At 67.6% G+C, this 22,657-nt stretch carries 23 protein-coding genes; 6 read left to right on the forward strand and 17 right to left on the reverse strand.

Translation table 11 applies throughout. From position 1 onward, the window contains the following. Nucleotide 1: 1 nt before the first annotated feature. From J3R73_RS19835 to J3R73_RS19845, 3 genes are all read right to left on the reverse strand, one after another. Nucleotides 2-961, reverse strand: coding sequence for an ABC transporter permease (locus J3R73_RS19835; RefSeq protein WP_307430738.1), 960 nt, complete (start codon nt 959-961; stop codon nt 2-4). Further along, nucleotides 961-1,998, reverse strand: a complete 1,038-nt coding sequence (locus tag J3R73_RS19840; RefSeq protein ID WP_307430741.1) for an ABC transporter permease — start codon at nt 1,996-1,998, stop codon at nt 961-963. The genes J3R73_RS19835 and J3R73_RS19840 overlap by 1 nt, the downstream gene beginning before the upstream one ends. A gap of 155 nt (nt 1,999-2,153) precedes the next feature. After that, the gene (locus J3R73_RS19845; protein WP_307430745.1) at nt 2,154-3,179 is read right to left on the reverse strand and encodes a sugar ABC transporter substrate-binding protein; all 1,026 of its coding nucleotides are present in this window, start codon (nt 3,177-3,179) and stop codon (nt 2,154-2,156) included. A gap of 203 nt (nt 3,180-3,382) precedes the next feature. On the opposite strand from J3R73_RS19845, the gene J3R73_RS19850 reads away from it, so the two are divergent. Beyond that, a complete protein-coding gene (locus tag J3R73_RS19850; protein WP_307430748.1) occupies nt 3,383-4,135 on the forward strand; it encodes a GntR family transcriptional regulator in 753 nt (250 codons plus the stop codon). A 94-nt stretch (nt 4,136-4,229) separates the two neighbouring features. Further along, complete coding sequence (locus J3R73_RS19855; protein WP_307430750.1) at nt 4,230-5,690, forward strand: mannitol dehydrogenase family protein; 1,461 nt, start codon at nt 4,230-4,232, stop codon at nt 5,688-5,690. 33 nt (nt 5,691-5,723) lie between these two features. Here J3R73_RS19855 and J3R73_RS19860 read toward each other — a convergent pair whose 3' ends face one another. The 10 genes from J3R73_RS19860 to J3R73_RS19905 all read right to left on the reverse strand — a co-directional run bounded on the left by J3R73_RS19860 (nt 5,724) and on the right by J3R73_RS19905 (nt 15,199). Next, a complete protein-coding gene (locus tag J3R73_RS19860; RefSeq protein WP_307430753.1) occupies nt 5,724-6,173 on the reverse strand; it encodes an RrF2 family transcriptional regulator in 450 nt (149 codons plus the stop codon). An 83-nt stretch (nt 6,174-6,256) separates the two neighbouring features. Continuing rightward, the gene (locus J3R73_RS19865; RefSeq protein ID WP_307430757.1) at nt 6,257-7,633 is read right to left on the reverse strand and encodes an LLM class flavin-dependent oxidoreductase; all 1,377 of its coding nucleotides are present in this window, start codon (nt 7,631-7,633) and stop codon (nt 6,257-6,259) included. 87 nt (nt 7,634-7,720) lie between these two features. Continuing rightward, nucleotides 7,721-8,917, reverse strand: coding sequence for an FMNH2-dependent alkanesulfonate monooxygenase (gene ssuD, locus J3R73_RS19870; protein ID WP_307430760.1), 1,197 nt, complete (start codon nt 8,915-8,917; stop codon nt 7,721-7,723). A gap of 82 nt (nt 8,918-8,999) precedes the next feature. Next, on the reverse strand, nt 9,000-10,262 hold the full coding sequence (locus tag J3R73_RS19875; protein ID WP_307430765.1) for an SfnB family sulfur acquisition oxidoreductase: 1,263 nt from the start codon (nt 10,260-10,262) through the stop codon (nt 9,000-9,002). 85 nt (nt 10,263-10,347) lie between these two features. Then, nucleotides 10,348-11,586 carry an SfnB family sulfur acquisition oxidoreductase gene (locus J3R73_RS19880; RefSeq protein WP_307430768.1) on the reverse strand — a complete coding sequence of 413 codons (1,239 nt, stop codon included), beginning with the start codon at nt 11,584-11,586 and terminating at the stop codon, nt 10,348-10,350. Nucleotides 11,587-11,620: 34 nt separating this feature from the next. Next, complete coding sequence (locus J3R73_RS19885; RefSeq protein ID WP_307430771.1) at nt 11,621-12,118, reverse strand: flavin reductase family protein; 498 nt, start codon at nt 12,116-12,118, stop codon at nt 11,621-11,623. 217 nt (nt 12,119-12,335) lie between these two features. After that, nucleotides 12,336-13,148, reverse strand: coding sequence for a MetQ/NlpA family ABC transporter substrate-binding protein (locus tag J3R73_RS19890; protein WP_307430774.1), 813 nt, complete (start codon nt 13,146-13,148; stop codon nt 12,336-12,338). Between the two features lie 71 nt (nt 13,149-13,219). Beyond that, nucleotides 13,220-13,885, reverse strand: a complete 666-nt coding sequence (locus tag J3R73_RS19895) for a methionine ABC transporter permease (protein ID WP_307430777.1) — start codon at nt 13,883-13,885, stop codon at nt 13,220-13,222. After that, a complete protein-coding gene (locus J3R73_RS19900; RefSeq protein WP_307430779.1) occupies nt 13,875-14,972 on the reverse strand; it encodes a methionine ABC transporter ATP-binding protein in 1,098 nt (365 codons plus the stop codon). Before J3R73_RS19900 ends, J3R73_RS19895 begins: the two co-directional genes overlap by 11 nt. Then, nucleotides 14,969-15,199, reverse strand: a complete 231-nt coding sequence (locus tag J3R73_RS19905; protein WP_307430782.1) for a hypothetical protein — start codon at nt 15,197-15,199, stop codon at nt 14,969-14,971. Before J3R73_RS19905 ends, J3R73_RS19900 begins: the two co-directional genes overlap by 4 nt. A 382-nt stretch (nt 15,200-15,581) precedes the next feature. Here J3R73_RS19905 and J3R73_RS19910 point away from each other — a divergent pair, with 382 nt between their 5' ends. Together J3R73_RS19910 and J3R73_RS19915 are read left to right on the forward strand one after the other, a co-directional pair. After that, nucleotides 15,582-16,199: a hypothetical protein gene (locus tag J3R73_RS19910; protein ID WP_307430785.1), complete on the forward strand. Its 618-nt coding sequence runs from the start codon at nt 15,582-15,584 to the stop codon at nt 16,197-16,199. Next, nucleotides 16,199-16,633, forward strand: coding sequence for a DsrE family protein (locus tag J3R73_RS19915; RefSeq protein WP_370880104.1), 435 nt, complete (start codon nt 16,199-16,201; stop codon nt 16,631-16,633). Before J3R73_RS19910 ends, J3R73_RS19915 begins: the two co-directional genes overlap by 1 nt. 46 nt (nt 16,634-16,679) lie before the next feature. Here the strand turns inward: J3R73_RS19915 and J3R73_RS19920 are convergent, their stop codons facing one another. The 4 genes from J3R73_RS19920 to J3R73_RS19935 all read right to left on the reverse strand — a co-directional run bounded on the left by J3R73_RS19920 (nt 16,680) and on the right by J3R73_RS19935 (nt 19,923). Further along, nucleotides 16,680-17,204 (reverse strand): DUF1877 family protein, encoded by a 525-nt coding sequence (locus tag J3R73_RS19920; protein WP_307430792.1) that lies wholly within the window; start codon nt 17,202-17,204, stop codon nt 16,680-16,682. A 144-nt stretch (nt 17,205-17,348) separates the two neighbouring features. After that, complete coding sequence (locus tag J3R73_RS19925; RefSeq protein ID WP_307430796.1) at nt 17,349-18,155, reverse strand: ATP-binding cassette domain-containing protein; 807 nt, start codon at nt 18,153-18,155, stop codon at nt 17,349-17,351. After that, nucleotides 18,152-18,952 (reverse strand): ABC transporter permease subunit, encoded by an 801-nt coding sequence (locus J3R73_RS19930; protein WP_307430799.1) that lies wholly within the window; start codon nt 18,950-18,952, stop codon nt 18,152-18,154. Before J3R73_RS19930 ends, J3R73_RS19925 begins: the two co-directional genes overlap by 4 nt. A 14-nt stretch (nt 18,953-18,966) precedes the next feature. After that, nucleotides 18,967-19,923, reverse strand: coding sequence for a sulfonate ABC transporter substrate-binding protein (locus J3R73_RS19935; protein WP_370879964.1), 957 nt, complete (start codon nt 19,921-19,923; stop codon nt 18,967-18,969). Between the two features lie 276 nt (nt 19,924-20,199). Here J3R73_RS19935 and J3R73_RS19940 point away from each other — a divergent pair, with 276 nt between their 5' ends. Together J3R73_RS19940 and J3R73_RS19945 are read left to right on the forward strand one after the other, a co-directional pair. Next, a complete protein-coding gene (locus tag J3R73_RS19940; RefSeq protein ID WP_307430802.1) occupies nt 20,200-21,243 on the forward strand; it encodes an isopenicillin N synthase family dioxygenase in 1,044 nt (347 codons plus the stop codon). 21 nt (nt 21,244-21,264) lie between these two features. Further along, nucleotides 21,265-22,599, forward strand: a complete 1,335-nt coding sequence (locus J3R73_RS19945) for an O-acetylhomoserine aminocarboxypropyltransferase/cysteine synthase family protein (RefSeq protein WP_307430805.1) — start codon at nt 21,265-21,267, stop codon at nt 22,597-22,599. Nucleotides 22,600-22,657 lie beyond the last annotated feature (58 nt).

Consider the following 22,657-nt stretch of genomic DNA (forward strand, 5'->3'; position numbering starts at 1 on the left):
CTCAGATCCTCTTGAGGCTGCGGGAGACCCGGACTTCACGCCAGCGGTTCATGCCCACGGCCCACAGGATGAGCCCGCCGAGCACCACCTGCACCAGCAGCGGGTCGATGTGGAAGAGCACCAGGGCCTGGGTGATGATGGCGACGATGACGACGCCGAGCAGCGTCGCGACCGTCGAGACATGCCCGCCGGCCAGCACAGCCCCGCCGATCACCGGCGCGGCGAAGGACAGGATCAGCCAGTCGTCGCCGATGGTGGGCTGTCCGATCTGCAGGCGCGCCACCAGCGCGATCCCCGCGAGAGCCGCGAGCAGGCCGGAGATCGCATGGGCCGAGATCACCGTGCGGGGCACCGAAATGCCGGACAGTTCGGCCGCGTGCGCATTGCCGCCGACGGCGAGGATGAAACGCCCGAGCGGCAGCCGGTTGAGCATGTACCACACCAGCCCGAACACCAGGGCGGCCGGAAGCACGAACCAGGGCAGCGGCCCGAGGAAGGTGGTGTTGCCGAAATCCTTGACGCTCTGCGGCACGCCGTAGAAGGGCTGGGCCCGGGTGATGCCGAGATTGATGCCCTTGAAGACCGAGAGGGTGGCGAGGGTGATGACGAAGGCGGAGATGCCGGTGCCGGCGATGAAGCAGCCGTTGATGATGCCGGCGCCGAGGCCGATGAGCGCGGCCAGCACGGCCGCAACCGGTGGCGACAGGCCCCAGACCTGCATCATGCCGGCAAAGGAGATCGCCGCCAGGCCCCCGATGGCGCCGACCGCCAGATTCATCTGCCCGATGGCGATGATGATCATCTGCGAGAAGGCGATCAGCATGTTGACGGTGATCGCCAGCAGCAGCACCTGGATGTTCAGCGGCGACAGGAAGGCAGGATTGAAGAAGCTGATGATCGCCATCGCCAGGATGGTGATCGCCAGCGGGCCGAACCAGTCCGTCTGCATCGTGCGGCGCATCACACCATCCTCCGGTGAGCGAGATAGGAACGCCGCATCAGGTCGATCAGCACGGCCAGGAGAAGGAGGATGCCGAGGCAGGCCTGGACCCAGAACTCGCCGATCTGCAGCAGGTTGAGCCCGTTGGTCAGCATCGTCACCAGGATGGCGCCGAGCAGCGTGCCGATCACCGACACCCGTCCGCCGCTGAGGAGCGTTCCGCCCAGCACCGGGCCGAGGAAGGCGAGCAGGAGCCAGTCCTGGCCGAGCTGCCCCGCCATGGAGGGGATCGCCGCGCCGGTGCGCGCGACCACCAGCAGGGCCGTTGCCGCGGCGATGGCCCCCGACAGCATGTGGCAGAGGATGAAGATCCGGCCGACCCGCACGCCCGACAGCTCGGCCGCCTCTGGACGTGCGCCGGCAGCCAGCATCTCGCGGCCGATCACCGTGTAGCGGTAGAGCAGGACGAGCAGCACGCCCGCTGCGAAGGCCACGACGAGCATCGGCGACACCACGCCGAACAGCCGCGCCCGCCCGAATTCGGAAAAGTCCGGCGGGATGCCGCGATAGGATTCGGCCTTGGTGAGATAGAGCATCAGGCCGAAGAAGATGCTCATGCTGGCGAGCGTGATGATGAAGCTGTGCAGGCCGGAGCGCACGATGACGAAGCCGTTGACCCAGCCGAGCAAGGCGCCCGTCGCGATGGCGCCGACGACAGCCGCCGGCCAGGGCAGCCCGCCGACCTGGGCGAGGAAGCCGAAGACCATCGCCGAGCACACGCCGATGGCGCCGACGGCGAGGTTGAGCCCGCCCGTCACGATGACCACCATCATCGAGAAGCCGACCATGATGTTGACCGCTGCGACGCGGCCGAGCGTGAACTGGTTGAAGGTGGAGAAGAACCGGCCGTCGGTCATCAGCCCGAAGATGCCGGCGAAGACCGCGATCAGGACGACGAGACCGAACTCGTTCGTCAGATAGAACCGGATCGAGCCGCTCCGCACCGGCTTCGCGGCAGTCGGGGCCGGCGCCGCCGCACTCGTATCGTCACCATGCATAGGCGGCCTCATCGTCCCTTGGGAGGGGCGCACGCTTCAACGGACTGAAGCAACGCGTTGTACATCGTCGTCACGGGCGAAGCCGCGGCGGGGTCGCCGCCACGGCACGGGCAGGCGGGATGCGGAACCGGCCGCATCCCGGATGCGTCAGGGTCTCACTTGCAGACCAGATAGGTCTTCTGGAAATCGGCCAGCAGCGTCTTGGTGATGCCCTGCATGTAGGAGATGTAGTTGTCCACGCCGGACGCGTCGACGAAGACGGTGCCGGAATCGATGAACTTGTTGGTCAGGGCGTTGGTCTTGAAGGGCGCATCCGCCTTCACGGTGCAGCCATTGCGCAGCTTGTCGGCGGCGAAGGAGCCGATATAGCCCTGGCCGTAGGGATTCTGCAGCATGGTGCCGGTGACGAAGCCGTCCTTGATCGCCTGCAGCACGACCTGGTCGTGGTCGATGGCGACCATCTTGATGCGCTTGTCGCCGATCTTGCGCAGGGCGTTGGCGGCCACCACCGACGGCACCCAGGCGGTGGAGATGATGCCGTCGACCTCGCCGGCATGGGCCGCGAGATAGGCGTTGATCTTCTCTTCCGCCGGTTCGGGGGCATCGATGTCGGCGATCACCTGCACGACCTGGCCGCCCTCTTCCTTCGCGGCGCGCTCGACGGCGTCGATGCGCAGCTGCGTGTTGGGATCGACGAGGAAGCCGGTGAAATGCGCGATGCGCTTCTTGCCGCCCAAAGCCTTGAACAGCTGCTTGGCGCCGAGATAGGCCGAGTTGCCGGTATCGGTGCCGAGGCAGAAGGCGGCCTTGGACGGATCCTTGAGGCAGCCGGCGAGCGCGATGACCGGCGCGCCGGTGTCGGCGAGCTCATTGGCCGTCGACACCGAGCCGACCGGGTCGCCCGGGAAGATCAGAAAGGCGTTGTAGCCCTGGGTCACCAGGCTTTCGAGCAGATCGTTCTGCGTGCTCAGTTCCCATTTCTGCGGGACCTTGTAGTCCGCAGCGCCGAGGCCGAAATCCTTGGCGGCGTCCTTGCCGGCCTGCTCCCAGGCGGCGAAGTAGGGATGCGGGCCTCCCGGGACGAGGGCGATCTTGGAATCGTTCGCGGCGAGCGCCGGAAGGGCGCCGGCGAGAAGCGCAGCTGCCGCGGCGCAGGCGATGATGTGACGTCGACCGAACATGCGTTTCCAATCCTGTGTTTTGTTCCTGCGCAGACCTGTTGCAGCCGGCCCGCGGACATGCTGGACACTAGTATCCAAGGCAGAAACATGCAACGGTGATTGTAGGGCGTTTGGGAAAATCGGTTCCGTCGGCTCGGAGCCAGAATCAAAAGATACCCCTACCCCCTTGTTCGATATGCGCTTTCAGGGAGGCCGGCGCCGCGATGTCCGCTGTGACACTGAAAACCCCGGATGACGACGCCGACAAGACCGTCACTGCACCGGGCTCGGACGGTCTCGGATTTGCCGTCGACATCAACCGCAAGCATCCCGTGGCCGACCAGATCTACGACGCGCTGAAGGAGGCGATCGTCTCGGTGCAATTGCTGCCCGGCACGTCGATCAGCGAAAACCGCATCTGCCGCCATTTCGGCGTCTCGCGCACGCCCGTGCGCTCGGCCGTGGTCCGCCTCAGCGAGGACGGCCTCGTCGACGTCTATCCCCAGCAGGGCAGCTTCGTCTCCCCGATTCGGCTCGCCGAGATCAACGACAGCCATTTCGTCCGCAAGAATCTGGAGATCGCGCTGCTGCGCGAGGCCGCGACGAAATGGAGCCCGGAGAAAAGCGCTCACGCCCGCGCCATCATCGAGGTGCAGCGCCAGGCGATCGAGGCCGGCGACGGCAATCTCTTCTTCCGCGAGGACGAGCATTTCCACCAGGCCTTCGCCGGCTTCGCCGAACGCGAGGGCGTCTGGGCGACCGTGCTGCAGGCAAAAGCCCGCCTCGCCCGCTTCGTGCGCCTGTTCGGCAAGCCGGACCGCCTGCCCGTGGTGGTGCGGGAGCATCTGGCCATCCTCGATGCCCTCGATGCCCGCCAAATCGACAGGGCGATCCAACAGCTCGACTATCATCTCGACATGGCCTTCACCATCCTCAAGCAATTGCCCGACGAATATGGACCCTATGTCGTGGAATAGAGCCGGTTCGCCGCGGGGCGGTTGCGCCCGGCGGCGAACTGGGGAATGACAGGCGATGGCCGCGCCATCCGACTCCAAGCAGGCACCTCGATCGATGCGTCTTTCCAACGCCGCCCTTGCCGGGCTTCCGCCTTCCGTCCTCCGCCCTTCCTATGACCGCTCGGCCGTCACGGCCGGCATCGTGCATCTGGGCCTCGGCGCCTTCCACCGCTCCCATCAGGCGGTCTATGTCGAGGATCGCCTGGCACAGGGCGAAACCGGATGGGGCATCGTCGGCGCCTCGCTGCGCAGCGCCGACACGCGCGATGCGCTGGCGCCGCAGGACGGCCTCTACACCCTCTCCATCCGCGACAGCGACAGCGAGCAGTTGCGCGTCGTCGGCTCGATCCTCGATATCCTCGTCGCTCCGGAATCGCCGGCCCGGCTGATCGAGCGCCTGAGCGATCCCGCCATCCGCATCGTCAGCCTCACCATCACCGAGAAGGGCTATGCGGTCGACCTCGGGACCGGCAGCCTCAAGCTGGACCACCCGGACATCGTGCACGACCTCGCTCATCCGCAGATGCCGCGCTCCGCCCTCGGCCTGCTCGCCGAGGCGATCGATCGGCGCCGCCGGGCCGGCGCGCCTCCCTTCACCGTGCTCTCCTGCGACAACCTCCCGCAGAACGGCAAGACGCTCCGCCGCCTTCTCACCGGCTTCGCCGCCGAGCGCAGCAGGGATCTCGCCGACTACATCGCCGCCGAAATCCCCTGCCCGTCCTCGATGGTCGACCGGATCGTCCCCGCCACCACCGACGAGGACCGGCGCGCCATCGCCGCGGCGCTCGGCAGGGAGGATGCCTGGCCGGTGCTGACCGAACCCTTCACGCAATGGGTGGTGGAGGATCGCTTCGTCGCCGGACGGCCCCGATTCGAGGATAGCGGCGTCGAATTCGTCGACGATGTCCAGCCTTTCGAACATATGAAGCTGCGCCTGCTGAACGGCACCCATACCTGCATGGGCGCGGTCGGCCGGCTCGCCGGCTTCGACACCGTCTCCCGCTGCATTGCCGATCCCGGCGTCCTCACCCTCGTCGAGCGCCATTGGCGGGAAGTCATTCCGACGCTGTCGATCCCGGCCGACCGGGCGTTCGCCTATACGCGGCAGCTCCTGGCCCGCTACGGCAACAGGTCGCTGCATCACCGCACGGCGCAGCTCGCCAGCGACGCCTCCCAGAAGCTGACGCCGCGCATCGTCTATCCGATCCGCGAATGCCTGGCCCGCGGCCTGCCCTGCGGAACGCTGATATTCGCCGTCGCCGCCTGGATCCGGTCCTGCGGCGGAAAGGACGAGCAGGGGCGGCCCCTTCCCCTCAACGACCCGACCTTCCAGGCCTGGACCGGCCAGCCCGACCAGCAACAGGCGGCGCCGGACGAGGTGGTCGACGCGTTTCTCGGCCTCTCCTTCGTGTTCGGCGACGACCTGCCGCGCAACGCCGCATTCACGACCGCGCTGAAGCGCGCCTACCGCGCCATCGCCTCGCAAGGCGTGCTGGCCGCGGCCCGGCAAGTGTGACCGGCGGCGCGGGCAGGCCGGCCGCGGCCCCGGTCAGATGTGATACATGTAGGTGAGGTCGTCGAGGTCGGCGAGCGCGCGCATCTCGGCGAGGCTGCGGTTGTCGAGCACGGTCGAGATCGCCTGGCGCACTTCCAGCATCATCAGCCGGACGGCGCATTGGTCCTCGTTGGTACAGTCGTCGCAGCGCTGATAGGCGGTGCGGCTCGCGCAGGGAATCGGCGCGAGCGGTCCGTCGAGGACGCGCACGATATGGCCGACGCGGATTTCGCTGGCCGGCCGGCCCAGCACATAGCCCCCGCCCTTGCCTTTCTTGGAATGCAGGAAACCCGCATTCTTCAATTCACCCAGAATGGTGTCGAGGAACTTCTTGGGGATATCGTTCTGCTCCGCGATGTCGGAGACCAGAATGGGCTTGCCGGGCTCGGCCCCCGCCAGATGCACCATCGCCTTGAGGCCGTATTTGCCCTTCTTGGTCAGCATGCATCCCTCGAATCGCTCGCTTACAACTCCACTTAGTTTATTAAATAGTGTCAAATTTCCCGATAGCCATAGGCATGGCGCCGCTATAGGGCCGGGCGCGCCCAGCGATAGGCGGCGCCGGCATGCTCCCCGGGCAACCGGGCCGAACGCCCGAAGAGCTTCTCGCGCAATGTCCCCTCGGCGTAGGACGTCCGGTAGCGGCCGCGCCGCTGCAGCTCCGGCACGAGGTGGTCGGCCACATCGCGGAACGTCTCGGGACGAACGGCGAAGGCGAGATTGAACCCGTCGATGCCCGTCTCGTCCACCCAGCGCTCCAGTTCATCGGCGACGGTCCCGGGCGAGCCGACGACCACCGGGCCGATGCCGCCGATCGAGACGTGTTCGGCCACCTGCCGCACGGTCCAGACGCGGTCGGGATCGGCGCGGGTGATGTTCTCCAGGGCGCTGCGCCCGGCGTCGTTCTCGACATGCTGGACGACGGCGTCCGGATCGAGCTTCGAAAAGTCGATGCCGGTCCAGCCGGACATCAGCGTCAGCGCACCCTCATGGTCGGCATAGGCCCGGTATTCGTCGTGCCGCGCCTGCGCTTCCTCGTCGGTCGCGGCGACGATGACGGTGAGCAGGGAGAACATCAAGATGGCGTCCGGCGGGCGTCCCAGCCGGGCTGCCGCCGCGCGGATGGCCGCTACGCGCGGCGCGATCACCTTGCGGCTCGGTCCGGACATGAAGATGCATTCGGCGTGCCGCGCCGCGAAGTCGCGCCCGGCCGGCGAGGTGCCGGCCTGGTAGAGGACGGGCGTGCGCTGGGGCGAGGGCTCCGAAAGATGGAGGGCATCGATCTGGAAATGCGGGCCGCGATGCTCGATCCTGCGTACCCCGGCGGGATCGGCGAACACGCCCGCCGCGGCATCGGCAAGGACGGCGTCGTCCGCCCAGCTGCCTTCCCATAATTTGTAGACGGCCGCCATATAGTCCTCGGCGACGGCGTAGCGGTCGTCATGGGCCGTCTGCCGCGCCCGTCCCGCCGCCTTGGCCGCGCTGTCGAGATAGCCGGTGACGATGTTCCAGCCGATGCGGCCTTCGGTCAGGTGATCAAGCGTCGACATGCGCCGGGCAAAGCCATAGGGCGGCTCGAAGGAGAGGTTGACGGTGACGCCGAAGCCGAGATGACGCGTCGCGGCCGCCATGGCCGGCACCAGCAGCAGCGGATCGTTGACGGGGATCTGCGTGCCGTGGCGCAGCGCCGCCTCCGGCCCCCCGCCGAAAACGTCGTAGACGCCCAGCACGTCGGCGAGGAACAGGCCGTCGAACAGGCCGCGCTCGAGAGTTCTGGATAGATCGATCCAGTAATCGAGCCGCTTGTAGTCCCTGGAGCGGTCGCGCGGATGTCGCCACAGCCCGGGAGACTGGTGCGCCACGCAGTTCATCTCGAAGGCGTTGAAACGGATGGGCTTGGACATGGGGACACATGACGAATGTGCCGGCCCGAGGGCCGGCATTGCACGGGGGACGGAATGGCGGGACCGGCCCGGCGGCCGGCCTGTCGCTCAGCCGGCTGCGGCGGCCTTGCGATGGGAGGGAGCGACGACATTGGCGATGATCTCGCCGAACGGCCCGGCATTCCTTGCCGGCCCCAGGTCGTTGCCTGTCGTCTTCTTCAGCGGCAGCTTCGGAAAGACGAGTTCCGCGAAACGGTAGCACTCTTCGAGATGAGGATAGCCCGACAGGATGAACCGGTCGATGCCGAGCGCCATATATTCCTTCATGCGCTCGGCCACCTCGTCGGGATTGCCGACGAGCGCCGTTCCGGCCCCGCCGCGCACGAGACCGACGCCCGCCCACAGATTCGGGCTGACCTCGAGCTTGTCGCGCTTGCCGCCATGGAGCGCGCGCATGCGGCTCTGCCCCACCGAATCCATGCGCGCAAAGGCCTTCTGCGCCGTGGCGATGGTGTCGTCGTCGAGCTTGGAGATGAGGTCATCCGCCGCGCGCCACGCCTCGGCGGAGGTCTCGCGGACGATGACGTGCAGGCGGATGCCGAAGGAGAGCGTCCGCCCCTGCCGCGCCGCGACCGCCTTGGCGTTGGCGATCTTCTCGGCGACCTGGGCGGGCGGCTCACCCCAGGTGAGGTAGACGTCGACATGCTTGGCGGCGACCTCGTTGCCCGCCGCCGAGGATCCGCCGAAATAAAGCGGCGGATAGGGCCGGCTGACGGGGGGATAGAGCAGCAGGCCGTCCTCGATGCGCAGGTGCTTGCCCTGGAAGTTGACTTTGCCGCCCTGCATCAGCGCGCGCCAGATGGTGAGGAATTCGTCCGTCTCCTCATAGCGCTCCGAATGGTCGAGGAAGACGCCGTCGCCCCGCAGCTCGGCGGGATCGCCGCCGCTGACGACGTTGACGAGCAGGCGCCCGTCCGACAGGCGGTCGAGGGTCGCGGCGGAGCGTGCGGCGAAGGAGGGCTCCGTCAGGCCGGGCCGGACGGCGACCAGGAAGCGCAGGCGCTTGGTCAGCGGCACCATCGCCGAGGCGATCACCCAGGAATCCTCGCATGAGCGGCCGGTCGGCAGCAGCACGCCGAAATAGCCGAGTTCGTCGGCAGCCCTGGCGATCTGCGAGAGATAGCCGAGCGAGACATGGCGCGCGCCGATCTCGCTGCCGAGATAGCGGCCGTCGCCGTGGGTCGGCAGGAACCACAGGACGTCTGTTTCCTTGGCGGGCGGGGGCAGATCGAGGTCTTGGGTCATGGTTCGTCTCGTGGGGTGAAGAGCCTTCCCGACGAAGTCGCGGCGTCGCCGGGGTCCGAAATCTGCGAGCGGGGGCTGGCCGTCATATCGCGCCGTGGCGCGGCGGGTTGATGCCGTTGAGCCAGTAGTCGCCGATGGCGCGGTACTTCCAGCGGACCGGATCGTGGACGCTGTGGGTGCGTGCGTTGCGCCAGAAGCGGTCGAGGCCGAACTGCTGCTGCGTCGCCCGGGAACCGGCGAGTTCGATGAGCTTGCTCGCGGCGAGGAGCGAGGCTTCCGTCGAGGCGACCTTGGCTTCGGCCACCGCCACGGAGGCGGCCGCCACCGTCTCGACGGTGGGATCGGCCACCGCGATGTCGGCATAGCGTCCCGCGCGCGCCAGCAGGGCGTCGGAAGCGGCGACGCGGATCTTCACCTCGCCGATCTGGGCGATGGTGTAGGGATCCTCGTAGCCGTGCTCGAGGCCGCTGTCCTTCCACGGCCGGGCATGGGCCTTGACGTAGCGTATCGTCTCGGCGAGCGCCGCGCGGGCGATGCCCGCCTCGACCGCCGCATGCATGATCTGCGCGACCGGGCCCATCGATGTCGGCCGGTCGAAGACGGCGCGCAGGGAAATCACCGAGAAGGGATGGACCTCGACATTCTCGATCACGGTCGTGCCGGAGCCGGTGACACGCTGGCCGAAGCCGGACCAGTCGTCGACGACGGTGAGGCCCGGCGTCTCGCGCGGCACGAAGGAGATGGTCGAACGCCCCTCGTCGTCATTGGCGACCACCGCCACCCAATGGGCGAAGAGCGCGCCGGTGCAATAGAACTTCCTGCCGTCGAGGCGCAGTCCCGCCCCGTCGCGGCTCAGCCTGGTATTGTGATCCTGCGCCGTCTTGGTCCCGAGCTCGGACAGGGCATTGCCGACGCGCTCGCCCGAGAGGATGCGGCCATAGAAGAAGCGCTTCTGCTCCTCGCTACCTTCCAGCCCCAGCGCATGCAGGATGAAGAAATGGTTCTGCGGGATCTGGCCGATCGACCCGTCCGCCGCGGACAGGATGGCGATCACTTCCGCCAGCGTGCCCGAGGAGACGTCGGCGCCGCCATAGGCCTTCGGCACGGTGATGGCGAAGAGTCCGGCATCCGAGAGCCAGTCGAGCTCCTCATAGGGAAGGCGCCGTTCGCGATCGCGCTCGATCGCCGTCTCGGCGATCCGCGCCGCGAGGTCGCGGGCGACCGCGATCGCTTCGGCGTCGTCCTTGATGACATGGGCCCGGCCGGCCCTCGGCGGCGGCGCCCGGAAGGCGAGGATGCGCTCGGGCGCGGCGTCGAGAGGAAGGGCGGCAACGGCGATGGACATGGAATGCTCCTGGGAGCGCGGACATGCTGTCCGCTCTTCGAAGATGGTGGCACCGGACGGAACCGGCGGGCAGGATGCCTGCCCGTCAGCTCCAGGCGTGCCGGGGCGGATCCACGCCGTTCAGCGCGTGGTTGCCGACGTGGAAATATTTCCAGCGCACGGGATCGTGCAGCGTATGCGTGCGCGCATTGCGCCAATGCCGGTCCAGATTGTACTGGCCGAGCGTCGAACGCGTGCCGCCCAGTTCATGCAGACGGTTGGTGGCGAGGATGGCGATCTCGGTCGTCAGCACCTTGGCCTGGGCCACGGCGATGGCGGCGGCGGTGGTGCCTTCCTCGGTCGGATCGGCGACGAGGGCGTCGATGGCGCGTCCGGCTTGTTCCAGCAGCGCTTCGGCGGCATGCAGCTTCACCTTGAGGTCGCCGACCTGCGCGATGGTGAAGACATCCTCGTAACCGTGCTCCTGGCCGCTGTCGATCCACGGCCTGACATGGCTGCGCACGAAGCTGATGGTCTCCTCGATCGCTCCGCGGGCGATGCCGGCGTCGACCGCCGCCTGGATGATCTGCGACACCGCGCCGTTGCTGGACGGGATCTCGCCGCCCCGATAGGCGGGGATGACGCCCTCCGGGCCGACGAAGACGTTGTCGATCCGCACATTGCCGCTGGCCGTGGTCCGCTGGCCGAAGCCCGACCAATTGTCGATGATGGTGAGCCCCTCGGCATCGCGCGGAACGATGGCCAGATGCACCCGCCCCTCGCCGTCGACGGCGCCGATATGGATGAAATGGGCGAAGAGCGCGCCCGTGGCGTAGAATTTCTCGCCGTTGACGCGGAAGCCTTCCCCGTCGGGCGCCAGCGTCGTCTCGAAGGCGCCGACATGCTTCGACCTCGCCTCCGAAAAGGCGTTGCCGAGCCGGTAGCCGCGCAGCACGCGGCCGAACCACAGGCGCTTTTGCTCTTCCGATGCGGTGACGCGGATGGCGTCGAGCGCCGCCAGGTGATTCTGCGGGATCTGTCCGATCGAGGGGTCCGCGGCCGAGATCAGCTCGATCACCTCGGCCAGCGTGACGAAGGAGACGCCGGCGCCACCATATTGCCGGGGAATAGTGATGCCCCACAGGCCGCTCTTCGAGAATCGGTCGAGCTCGGGGGCCGGCAGGCGGCGGTCGCGATCGCGCGCCGCGGCCTCGACGGCGAACTCCGCCGCCAGGGCCCGGGCGACCTCGATCGCCTCTTCGTCGGAGCCGATGACATGGGCCTGCGGATCGAGATCGAAAGCCGGCGCCGGGGAGACAGGGGGCGGGACGATGGAGAGGGTCATGGAAAGCCGGTCCGTTCAGAGTTCAGGTTCGATGTCAGGCTGCGGCAAAGCCGCCATAGCCGCCCTGGGCGTAGACGAGCGGCCGGCCCGGGGTGACACGGACGGCACGCACGGCGCCGACCACGATCGAATGGCTGTGGCGGTCGATGAATTCCTCGATCTCGCAGTCGATCGAGGCGAGAGCACCCTCCAGCGACAGCGCGCCAGTGGCGAGCGGCTGCCAGGCGGCATGCTCGTAGCGGGCCACGCCCTTGGCGCCGCCGCGCCCGGCAAAGCGGTCGGCAACGGCATGCTGGTGTTCGGCGAGCACGTTCACGCAGAAATGCCGGTACCGGCGCATCACCGGCCATGCCGACGCCTGCCGGTTGACGCAGATGATCATGGTGGGAGGCTCGACGGAGAGCGAGACGGCGGAGGTGGCCGTCAGTCCCGTCCTCTCCTCTCCGATGCCGGCGGTGATGACGCTCACACCGCCGGCGACCTGCCGCATGGCATCCTTGAGGGAAAACGAGGATACGGATGGCAGTTTCACGGCGACATTCATGTTCGAACTCGAGATCGGGTGAAGTTGGCGGGCGCCGCGGGATCGCGACTCCCCTCCTTGCGGCGGCCCGGAGGTATGGCTCGAAGGATGGTGCCCCATCCGGTCTTTAATGTCTATATATTTTGTATATTTATAGGACAGCGACCTGCCATCCCGACGAGCACCCGTGCCAACATGGGGCCTGGACGTCTTGTGCTCCGGGCACTCACCAGGCGGGTTGGATCGCACCCCTGAATTGGGCCTGGATGAAGTCCGCGACTTCCTTGTTCTGGTAGGAGGCGACGAGCTTCCTGAACACCGGCTTGTCCTTGTCCTCCGCGCGCACGGCGATGAAATTGCCGTAGGGGTTGTCGGTACGGCTTTCCTGGACGAGCGCGTCGGTCTGAGGCGAGAAGCCGGCGCCGAGAGCGTAATTGGTGTTGATGACGGCGCCGTCGAGGTCCGGCAGGAGATTGGGGATCTGCGCGGCGTCGAGTTCCTTGAACACCACATGCTTGGGATTGTCGGTGACATCGAGCACCGTCGGCAGCAGGCCGGTGCCCGGCTTGAGCTTGATCAGGCCGTGGGCGGCGAGGAGGTTGAGCGCCCGCCCGCCGTTCGAGGGATCGTTGGGAATGCCGACGGAGGCGCCGTCCGGCAGGTCGGCGAAGGCCTTGATCTTCTTCGAGTAGAAGCCGATCGGCTCGACAAGGGTGTAGCCGACCGGCACGATCTTGTAGCCGCGCGCCGCGATCTGGCTGTCGAGATAGGGCTTGTGCTGGAAGGCATTGGCATCGAGGTCGCCCTTGGCCAGCGCCTCGTTGGGAATGGCGTAGTCCGAGAAGGTGATCAGCTCGATGTCGAGGCCGTCGCGGGCGGCCACCTTCCTGGCCACTTCCCAGATGCGTTCCTCGTCGCCGCCGATCACGCCCAGCTTGACGGTATCGGCGGCGAGAGCGGAGCCGGCAGCCCCAAGAGCAAAGACGAGGGCGAGAGCCGTGCCGGCGAAGCGCCGGCGGGTCGGAGAGAGGAGGGTCATGTCGAGATTTCCTGGCTGTATCTTTGGTTCATGACGGGCACTCGGCGGCCGGCGCCTCCGAAGCCCCGGGATCAGTCGTGTCTGAGGCGTTTGTCGAACCTTCTTGCAATGCCGTCGCCCGCCGACTGCACCCCCTGGACGAGAAGAATGAGGATGACGACGACGACGGCCATCACCTCCGGCATGAAGCGCTGATAGCCGTAGCGCACCCCGACATCGCCGAGCCCGCCGCCACCGACCACCCCGACCATGGCCGAGTAGCCGATGAGGCTGACGGTCGCGAGGGTGAGGCCGAGGACGATGCCCGACAGGGCTTCGGCGATCAGCACCTTGCGGATGATCTGCAGCGGCGTCGCCCCGAAGGCCCTCGCCGCCTCGATGAGGCCGGGGTCCACGTCGCGGATGGCGCCCTCGACGATGCGCGCGATGAACGGCGCGGCGGCGAGCATCAGCGGCACGACGGCGGCGGCCGTGCCGATGGAGGTGCCGACCAGCAGCCGCGTCAGCGGGATGATGGCGACCACGAGGATGATGAAGGGCGTGGAGCGGGCGGCGTTGACGACCGCACCGAGCACGGCGTTGACGGCCGGCAGGGCGAGAAGCTCGCCGCGCCGGCTGGTGGCGAGGAAGACGCCGACGGGCAGGCCCAGCAAGGTGCCGAACAGCACCGACAGGGCCACCATCACGACGGTGTCGCGCGTTGCGACGAGGATGACCGCGAGAATGTCAGGCGACATAGCCGACCACCTCCGCCTGGAGCTGCAGGGCCCTCAGCGCCGAGACGGCGGCCAGCCGGACGGCGGCCTCGCCCGGCATCGAGACCAGCAGCGCGCCGAATGGCTCGCCGGCGATCGAATCGATGCGGCCGGCCAGAATGTTGACGTCGATGCCGAGGACGGTGGTCAGCCGGCTGATCACCGGCGCCGTCGCGTGGGAGCCGCTGAAGGTGATGCGCAGCAGCGCCTGCCGGCCGGGACCGGGCTCGTGCGTCAGGCGCTGCGCGATGTCGGCCGGCAATTCGACGCCGGCGACGTTGCGCACGAAACTGGCGGTGGTGGCATGATGCGGACGCGTGAGCACGTCGAAGGTGCGGCCGGTCTCGATCAGCCTGCCGGCTTCGAGCACGGCCACCCGGTGGCAGATGTCCTTGACCACGGCAATCTCATGGGTGATCAGGACGATGGTGACGCCGAATGTGCGGTTGATGTCGGCGAGCAAGGCCAGGATCGAGGCCGTGGTTTCCGGATCGAGGGCCGAGGTCACCTCGTCGCCCAGCAGGATTTTCGGCCTGGTCGCCAGCGCCCGGGCAATGCCGACGCGCTGCTTCTGCCCGCCCGACAGCTCCGCCGGGTAGCGATTGCGCTTGTCGGCGAGGCCGACGAGGTCGAGCAACTCGCCGACGCTGCGCCGGATCTCCGCCTTTCCGGCGCCGGCGACCTCAAGGGGCAGCGCGACATTGTCGAACACGCTGCGCGAGGAAAGCAGGTTGAAATGCTGGAAGACCATGCCGATCGAACGGCGCAGCGGCCGCAGCGCCGCCTCCGCGAGCGGCCCGACATCGACGCCTTCGACCAGCACGCGCCCCGATGTCGGCCGCTCCAGCCCGTTGATCAGGCGTATCAGCGTCGATTTGCCCGCGCCGCTTCGCCCGATCACGCCGAAGATCTCGCCCGGCGCGACGTCGAGCGTGAGGTCGTCGATCGCGCGGACGGCGGGGCTGCCCCGGCGCGCCGCGAAGAGCCGGCAGACGCCGTCGAAACGCACGATCGGTTCGGCGGCGGGCAGCGGCAGCGACGCCGCCTCGAATCGCACCGGCGCGTTCACGCCACCATCTCCTCGAGCAGCGAATGGAGACGCCGGGCAAGCTGGCCGGACAGGTAGCGCTCGGCATCGCGGGGTCCCGCGAAGGTCATGCCGTTGTAGCGCCCGAAGCGGCGGCTGGCGGCATGGAAGGCAAAGCGGCGGGCCTGGGCCTCGCGCACGACGATACCGACGGCCGAGCCGGCAATTTCGATGACATAGGATTCGGATGTGAGAGCGGATTCGGACATGGGACCACCGCCACCGGAGTGGCGCTCCTCAAGGGAAAAGGGGAATGGGATCGGCTGCGCGCTTCAACAACAGCGCGCGCGACACCACATTCCGCCGAAATCCCCGGTCATCCTGCCCTTCCTCGTCCAGCCGGCATTCGTCATGGCCACTTCCCTGTCAACGGAGCCCACGACGTCTGCCGTGGCGCTTTAGCGTTTGATGACGCGGCGCAAGCTGCTCGCTCAAATGCCCGCGATCGGTCCGATAACGAGCCGATGCCGACAACATATATAGTCTACAAATTTAGTCAACTGTTGAATTGCGGCTCCCGCTTGTTTGTGCGCACCCGCATTGCGCGGCCCTGGCGGGAAGAGCATCGTTCGCCCGGAGAGGAGAACGCCCATGAAGAACACCGCGCTCATCGTCGTGGCCGCCGGCTGCGCGATCGCCCACGCGCCCGTCGCGACGGCGGGCGTCGCGCCCGAGGACCAGGCCTTCCAGAAGCAGATCTTCGGCCATGTCCTGGGCGCGAAGCCCGCCCATGCCTGTTTCAAGCGTGTCTACGCCGCCGCCCATCTCGCCCGTCATCCGGAGCAGAATGTCAGGACCATGACGCTGCTGGTCACCGGCAAGGTCGAGGATCCTGACCAGCCTTCCTATACGCTCGGCCTCGGCGTCACCTTCCGCAGGAGCGGCACCCATTTCGAGACGGCGGGTGATTGCGGCACGATCCGCGATGCCGCGAGCCGTGGCGCCAAGGCCAATGCCGTCACTTGCGGCGTCGATTGCGACGGCGGCAGCATCGACGTGACCCTGAAGGATGGCGCCACGGTGCTGGTCGCCATTCCCGACGGAGCCCGCATCTGGAAGGCCGGCAGCGACGACGACGAGACCGGCTCGGAACGCAAGCGCTTCGGCGCGGACGATCGGCTGTTCCGGCTCGATCGTGCCCCCCTCGGCGACTGCCTGCCGCTCGCGCCGGACGACGACCAGAAAGCCGCGATGGAGCGGGGGCAATGATGGACCGCCGCATCGCCGTCGGATCCGTCCTCGCCGCCGGCGCTGGCCTGCTCGCCACCGGCGCGCAGGCCAGCGCCGATGCCGTGCCACGCGTCGCCTATCACCTTTCCGACCTCGACAAGGTGTCGTTCGTCCTCGGCAATCTGCGCAATCACGTCGACGGCATGGGCGGCCCCGCCGCCGTCGAGCTGGCGCTCGTGGTGCACGGGCCGCCTTTGCGCGCCTTTCGCGCCGATACCGGCAACGAGGCCGTGAAGCAGGCCGTCGCGCGGCTGGCAGCGGAGAACGTCAATTTCCTCGCCTGCATCCATACCATGGAGGGCATGAATCTCACCCTCCACGACCTCCTGCCGGGGTTCGCGGTGGCGGAAAAGGGCGGCGTGGTGAAGCTCGCGCAATTGCAGGCGCAGGGCTGGGCCTATCTCAGGCCGTGAGGAACCGCCGAAAGAGAGCGCGCAGCGCCTGCTCTCGCTCCGGCGCTCAGAGCGACGACGAGGGCTCGATCCGGCCGTTCGCCGTGAACAGCACATAACGGCCTTCCTCCGCCGCCCGGAGCCAGAAGCTGCGCACCCCCTCGAACCTGCGCCAGGTCTCGTCGAATTCCTCGTTGTTCACGATGAAGGCGTGGTCCGTCGTCGGAATGGCCCGATACCGCCGATGGAATTCGCTGTGGGTCATGGCCGGAAGAACCCGTGCCACGTCCTGGACCTGGTTGCGGGCCTTGAGGCGCATGACGAAGTCGTCGCCGGCATAGAGGCTGGTGCCGCCCAGCACGACGTGATTGAGCGGATAGCGCCCTTCGCCCGACAGCGTCCCCTCCGCCAGGGCGCGGTGCATGGCATCCCAGGCCGTGCCGCTCTCGGCGATCCGCTCGGGGTGCTCGGCGACATAGAGGGGCTCGATCGACTCGCGGAAATAATGAAGGCGCCTGCCGTCGTCGCCGATGCGGAGCAGGTGATCGACCTCTGAATCCGATAGGGAAAAATGGATACCGAGGCAGCTCATGAGGCACTTCCCTTGACGACGATCCGGGAAGGCAATTGGCCATCAATCCAGCCGGAGGGCAAGCGGCCGGGCCTGCCGCGAGGGGGATCGGGCCGCCTTTCGGCGCCGGGGCGGCTTCCTGGTTACCGCCCGTCTTTGGCCGGCCTAGACATAAGCGAGGATGCGGGCCGCCAGCCTTGCCGCCGCCGGATCGTCCTTCTCGCGCGGCGGGCGCGGCAGGTCGACCGCGACGTCCAGCGCAACGGCGCCGTCGCGCAGGACGATGACGCGATCGGCGAGCGCCACCGCCTCCGAGACATCGTGGGTGATCAGCATCGCCGTGAAGCCGTGCTCGCGCCAGATGCGGGCCAGAAGCTGGTGCATCTCCACACGCGTCATGGCGTCGAGGGCGCCGAAAGGCTCGTCGAGGAGGAGAATCTCCGGCCGGCTCACCAGGGCCCGGGCCAGCGCGACACGCTGTTTCTGCCCGCCGGAGAGCACGCTCGGCCATTCGCCGGCCCGATCGCCGAGGCCGACCTCGTCGAGCGTGGCCTGGGCAGCCTTCTTCCAGCCGGGGCCGCGCGCGATGCCGACATTGCCGATCACCCTCTGCCACGGCAGGAGGCGCGCCTCCTGGAACATCAGCCTGGCGCCGCCCTGCGCCAGGGATGCCGCCTTTCCGCCGACGAGCACCTCGCCCCCGCTCGGCTTCTCCAGCCCGGCGACGAGACGCAGCAGGGTCGACTTGCCGCCGCCCGAACGGCCGACCACCGCGACGAACGCCCCCGCCGGGATGGCGATATCGAGGCGGTCCAGCACGACACGATGACCGAAGGCCTTCGAGACCGCCTTCAACTCGACCGACAGCCCGCCCGGCCCGGGGGCCTGCGAGGGAAGCGCCGCGCTGCCGGCGCTGCGCGCCAGTTCCGGCATGAAATAGCCATCCTCGACATAATGCACGGCATGGCTCATGCGAAGGCCTCCCGCCGCGGCCGCACATAGCTCGGATGCCATTGCAGCGCGGCCCGCTCGAAGAATTTCACGACGATGTCGGAAAGCTTGCCCAGCACTGCATAGAGGATGACGCCGAGCAGGATGACGTCGGTCTGCAGGAATTCACGGGCGTTCATCGTCATGTAGCCGATGCCGGAGGAGGCCGAGATGGTCTCCGCCACGATCAGGGTCAGCCACATGATGCCGAGCCCGTAGCGCAGGCCGACGAAGATCGAGGGAAGCGCTCCGGGCAGGATCACCCGCCAGAAGCGCTCGACCGGTCCCAGCCCGTAGACCCGCGCCATCTCGACCAGGGCCGGATCGACGGTCCTGATGCCGTGATAGGTGTTGATGTAGACGGGAAAGACGACGCCGATGGTCACCAGGAAGATCTTGGCGCCCTCGCCGATGCCGAACCACAGGATCACCAGGGGGATGATGGCCAGATGCGGCACGTTGCGCAGCATCTGCAGGGTCGAATCGAGCAGCAGGTCCGCCGGGCGCCACACGCCGTTGACGACGCCGAGCGCAAGGCCGATCAGGCCGCCGAGCACGAGGCCCTGCAACGCCCGCCCCGTGCTGACGGCGACGTTGTGGACGAGGGTGCCGTCAGCCAGGGTCTGCCAGAAGGCGACCGCCACCGCACTCGGGGCGGAGAGCACGCGCGCCTGGAGCCAGCCGGCGTCCGCGGCGATCTCCCACGACATCAGGACGAGCGCCGGCAGGATCCAGGGAACGATGCCCTGGAGGCGACGGCTGGCGAGGAACCTGTCCATCATTGCGCTCCGGCTCACAGGGCGACGCCGGGGCGCAGCGCGTCCGACACCTTGATGGCCTTGGGAATGAGGCCGAGCTGGTGGAAGGTGTCGGCGATCTTCTGCTGGTCCGCGATCGTCTCCGCCGTGATCGGCTGCACGTTCCAGGCCTGGCGCGCCAGGGCCTTGCCGAGGATGGGAGCGGGAATGCCGACGGCGGGCGCGAGTTCGGTCGCGGCCTGCTCGACATTGCCCTTCGCCCAGGCGTCGATCTCGCCGATGGAAGCGAGGACGGCGTCGATCACGGCGGGATTGGCCTGCGCGAAGCTCTTCTCACCCAGGTAGAATTGCCTGTTGGCGACGATGCCCTCGCCATTGGCGAGCTGGCGCGCCTCGATGGTGACTTCCGCGGCGGCCTGGAACGGATCCCAGATCACCCAGGCATCGATGTCGCCATGCTCGAAGGCGGCCCTGCCGTCGGAAGGCGTCAGGAACACCGGCTCGATATCGGCATAAGCGAGACCCGCCTTCTCCAGCGCCTTGACCAGGAGGTAGTGCACGTTCGAGCCCTTGTTGAGGCCGACCTTCCTGCCCTTGAGCTCGCCGACCGCCTTGATCGGGCTGTCCTTCAGCACCAGGATCGCTTCGCCCCGCGGGGCCGCCGGTTCGTTGGCGATATAGACGAGGGGCGCACCGGCCGCCTGGGCGAAGATCGGCGGCGCCTCGCCGGTGATGCCGAAATCGAGCGCACCGACATTGAGCGCCTCCAGCAATTGCGGACCGCCGGGAAACTCCGTCCAGGTGACCCCGAACCCGAGCGGCTCGAGCTTCTTCTCGAGCAGCCCGCGCGCCTTGAGGATCAGGAAAGTGCCGTATTTCTGATAGCCGATCCGCACAGTCCTGTCGGCCGCCCGGGCCGGCCCGAGCGCGACGGCGGCGAGCCCCATGGAACTGGCAGCAAGGACGGAACGCCGCGTCCATTTGAGGTCCATACCCATCTCCTCGTTGATCCCAACAATATCTCTAAAGAATATGGAAATAGTCAATCATAAAGATTTTTCGACCTCCCCGGGCCGCCCTTGCCTTGCGCCGGCGGCGGCTGCCTCTCTTGAAGAGAGTCAGGCCGCGCCCGGGCATCCTTGATATAGCGGGATTTTTTTCCAAGGAACGGCCTCGCCCTCCAAATACATATAGTCTATAAATTCACTTGACTTATAGAGTTTGACATGTTCGCTTTAGGGCCCAGTCGCCAAGAACGAACAAGATCCATGACCGCCAACCCCGAAAAGCTCCCCATTCTCGATTTCAGTCGCTTCGACGGCAAACCGGAGGAGCGCGCCGGTTTCCTGCGCGACTTGCGGGCCGCCGCACGCGGCCCCGGTTTCTTCTATCTCACCGGCCACAGCATTCCCCAGCTGCTCGTCGACGACGCGCTCCGGCTCTCACGACGCTTCTTCGACCTGCCGGAGCAGGACAAGCTCGCCATCGAGATGGTCAGATCCCCGCATTTCCGGGGCTACAACCGGGCGGGCTTCGAGCATACGCGCGGCAGGCCCGACTGGCGCGAGCAGGTCGACATCGGTGCCGAGAAGCAGGCGCGCGTCTTCAGCGCCTCGGCACCGGCATGGACCCGCCTGCAGGGACCGAACCAATGGCCGGCGGCCCTGCCGGAGTTCAAGCTCGTCCTGCTGCGCTACCTCCAGGAGATTACCGGGCTCGGCATCCGCCTCCTCGGCGCCTTCGCGCTCGCCCTCGGCCAGAAGGCCGATGTGTTCGAACCGATCTACACCCCCGAGCCCAACCAGCTCCTCAAGATCGTGCGCTATCCCGGGCGCGACGCCGATGAGGGCGACCAGGGCGTCGGCGCCCACAAGGATTCCGGATTCCTCACGCTCCTGCTCCAGGACGTCCGGAGCGGATTGCAGGTCGAGGGCGAAAGCGGCTGGATCGACGCGCCGCCGATCCCGGGCACCTTCGTCGTCAATATCGGCGAAATCCTGGAACTCGCCTCCAACGGCTATCTGCGCGCCAACGTCCATCGCGTCGTCTCGCCCCTGGCCGGGACCGACAGGCTCTCGGTGCCCTTCTTCCTCGGCGCCCGGCTCGATGCCGAGGTGCCTCTCCTCGAGCTTCCGCCCGAACTCGCCGCCGACACCCGCGGCCTGACCCAGGACCCGCTCAACCCGCTCTTCCGCGAGGTCGGCCGCAACTACCTCAAGAGCCGCCTGCGGTCCCATCCCGACGTCGCACGCCGCCACCATCCCGATCTCGTCGACGTGTCGAAGCCCGTCGAACCCGCTTCCGCCTACTGACCCCTCGCCGGAGCCCCGCCCATGACCACCGATTCACGACATTTCGAGACGCTGGCGCTGCATGGCGGCGCCTACCGCGCCGATCCCGCCACCGGCGCGGTGGCGGTACCGATCTACCAGACGACCTCCTACCAGTTCCAGGACACCGGCCACGCGGCGCGCCTGTTCGCCCTGGAGGAGCTCGGCAACATCTATACGCGCGTGCAGAATCCGACGACGGACGCGCTGGAGCAGCGCATCGCCGCCATCGAGGGCGGCGCGGCGGCGCTCGCCGTCGCGTCGGGCCAGACCGCTTCGGCCTATGCCGTGCTCAACCTCTCCCAGGCCGGCGACAACATCGTCTCCTCGACCGACCTCTATGGCGGCACCTGGACGCTGTTCTCCCAGACGCTCCGGCAGTTCGGCGTCGAGGTGCGCTTCGTCGATCCTTCCGATCCCGAGAATTTCCGGCGAGCCACCGACGATCGGACCCGCGCCTATTACGCCGAGACGCTGCCGAACCCGAAGCTCCACGTGCTCGCCATCCGCGAGATCGCCGATATCGGCCGCTCTCTCGGCGTGCCGCTGATCGTCGACAACACGGCGGCGCCGCTGATCGCCCGTCCGCTCGAGCACGGCGCCGCCGTGGTGGTGTACTCGGCCACCAAATATATCGGCGGCCATGGCACCTCGATCGGCGGCCTCATCGTCGACGGCGGCAATTTCCCCTGGGAGGAGCATGCCGAACGCTTTCCGCTGCTGACGCAGCCGGACGAGGCCTATCACGGCGCGGTCTGGACCGAAGCGGCCAAGCCCCTCGGCCCGATCGCCTATATCCTGCGCGTGCGCGTGAAGCTGCTGCGCGACATCGGCGCGGCGCTCTCTCCCTTCAACGCGTTCCAGCTGCTGCAGGGGTTGGAAACCCTGCCGCTCCGCCTGCGCCAGCACAATGAGAACGCCGTCAAGGTCGCCGACTTCCTGTCGAAGCACGCATCCGTCGCCCGGGTGATCTTCCCGGGGCTGCAGTCGGACGAGAACCGCCGCCGGGCGGAGACCTATCTGCGCGGCGGCTATGGCGCTCTGGTGGGTTTCGAGCTCAAGGGCGGGGTCGACGCCGGCAAGCGCTTCATCGATGCGCTGAAGCTGCTCTATCATGTCGCCAATATCGGCGACGCCCGGTCGCTCGCCATTCATCCGGCCTCGACGACGCATCAGCAGCTCTCGCCGGAGGAGCAGCTCTCCACCGGCGTGACGCCCGGCTATGTGCGCCTGTCCATCGGCATCGAACATCCCGACGACATCATCGCCGATCTATCCCAGGCGCTCGACGCGTCGGAAGAGACGCTCGACGGCCAGGCCCAGCGCGAGGCCGCCTGACCAGGCGGACCGCACGCATTGTCGAACCCTTCCCGGGACCGCCGGCATCCCGCCGGCT

It is taken from the genome of Labrys monachus, from assembly GCF_030814655.1.
Taxonomy (GTDB): domain Bacteria; phylum Pseudomonadota; class Alphaproteobacteria; order Rhizobiales; family Labraceae; genus Labrys; species Labrys monacha.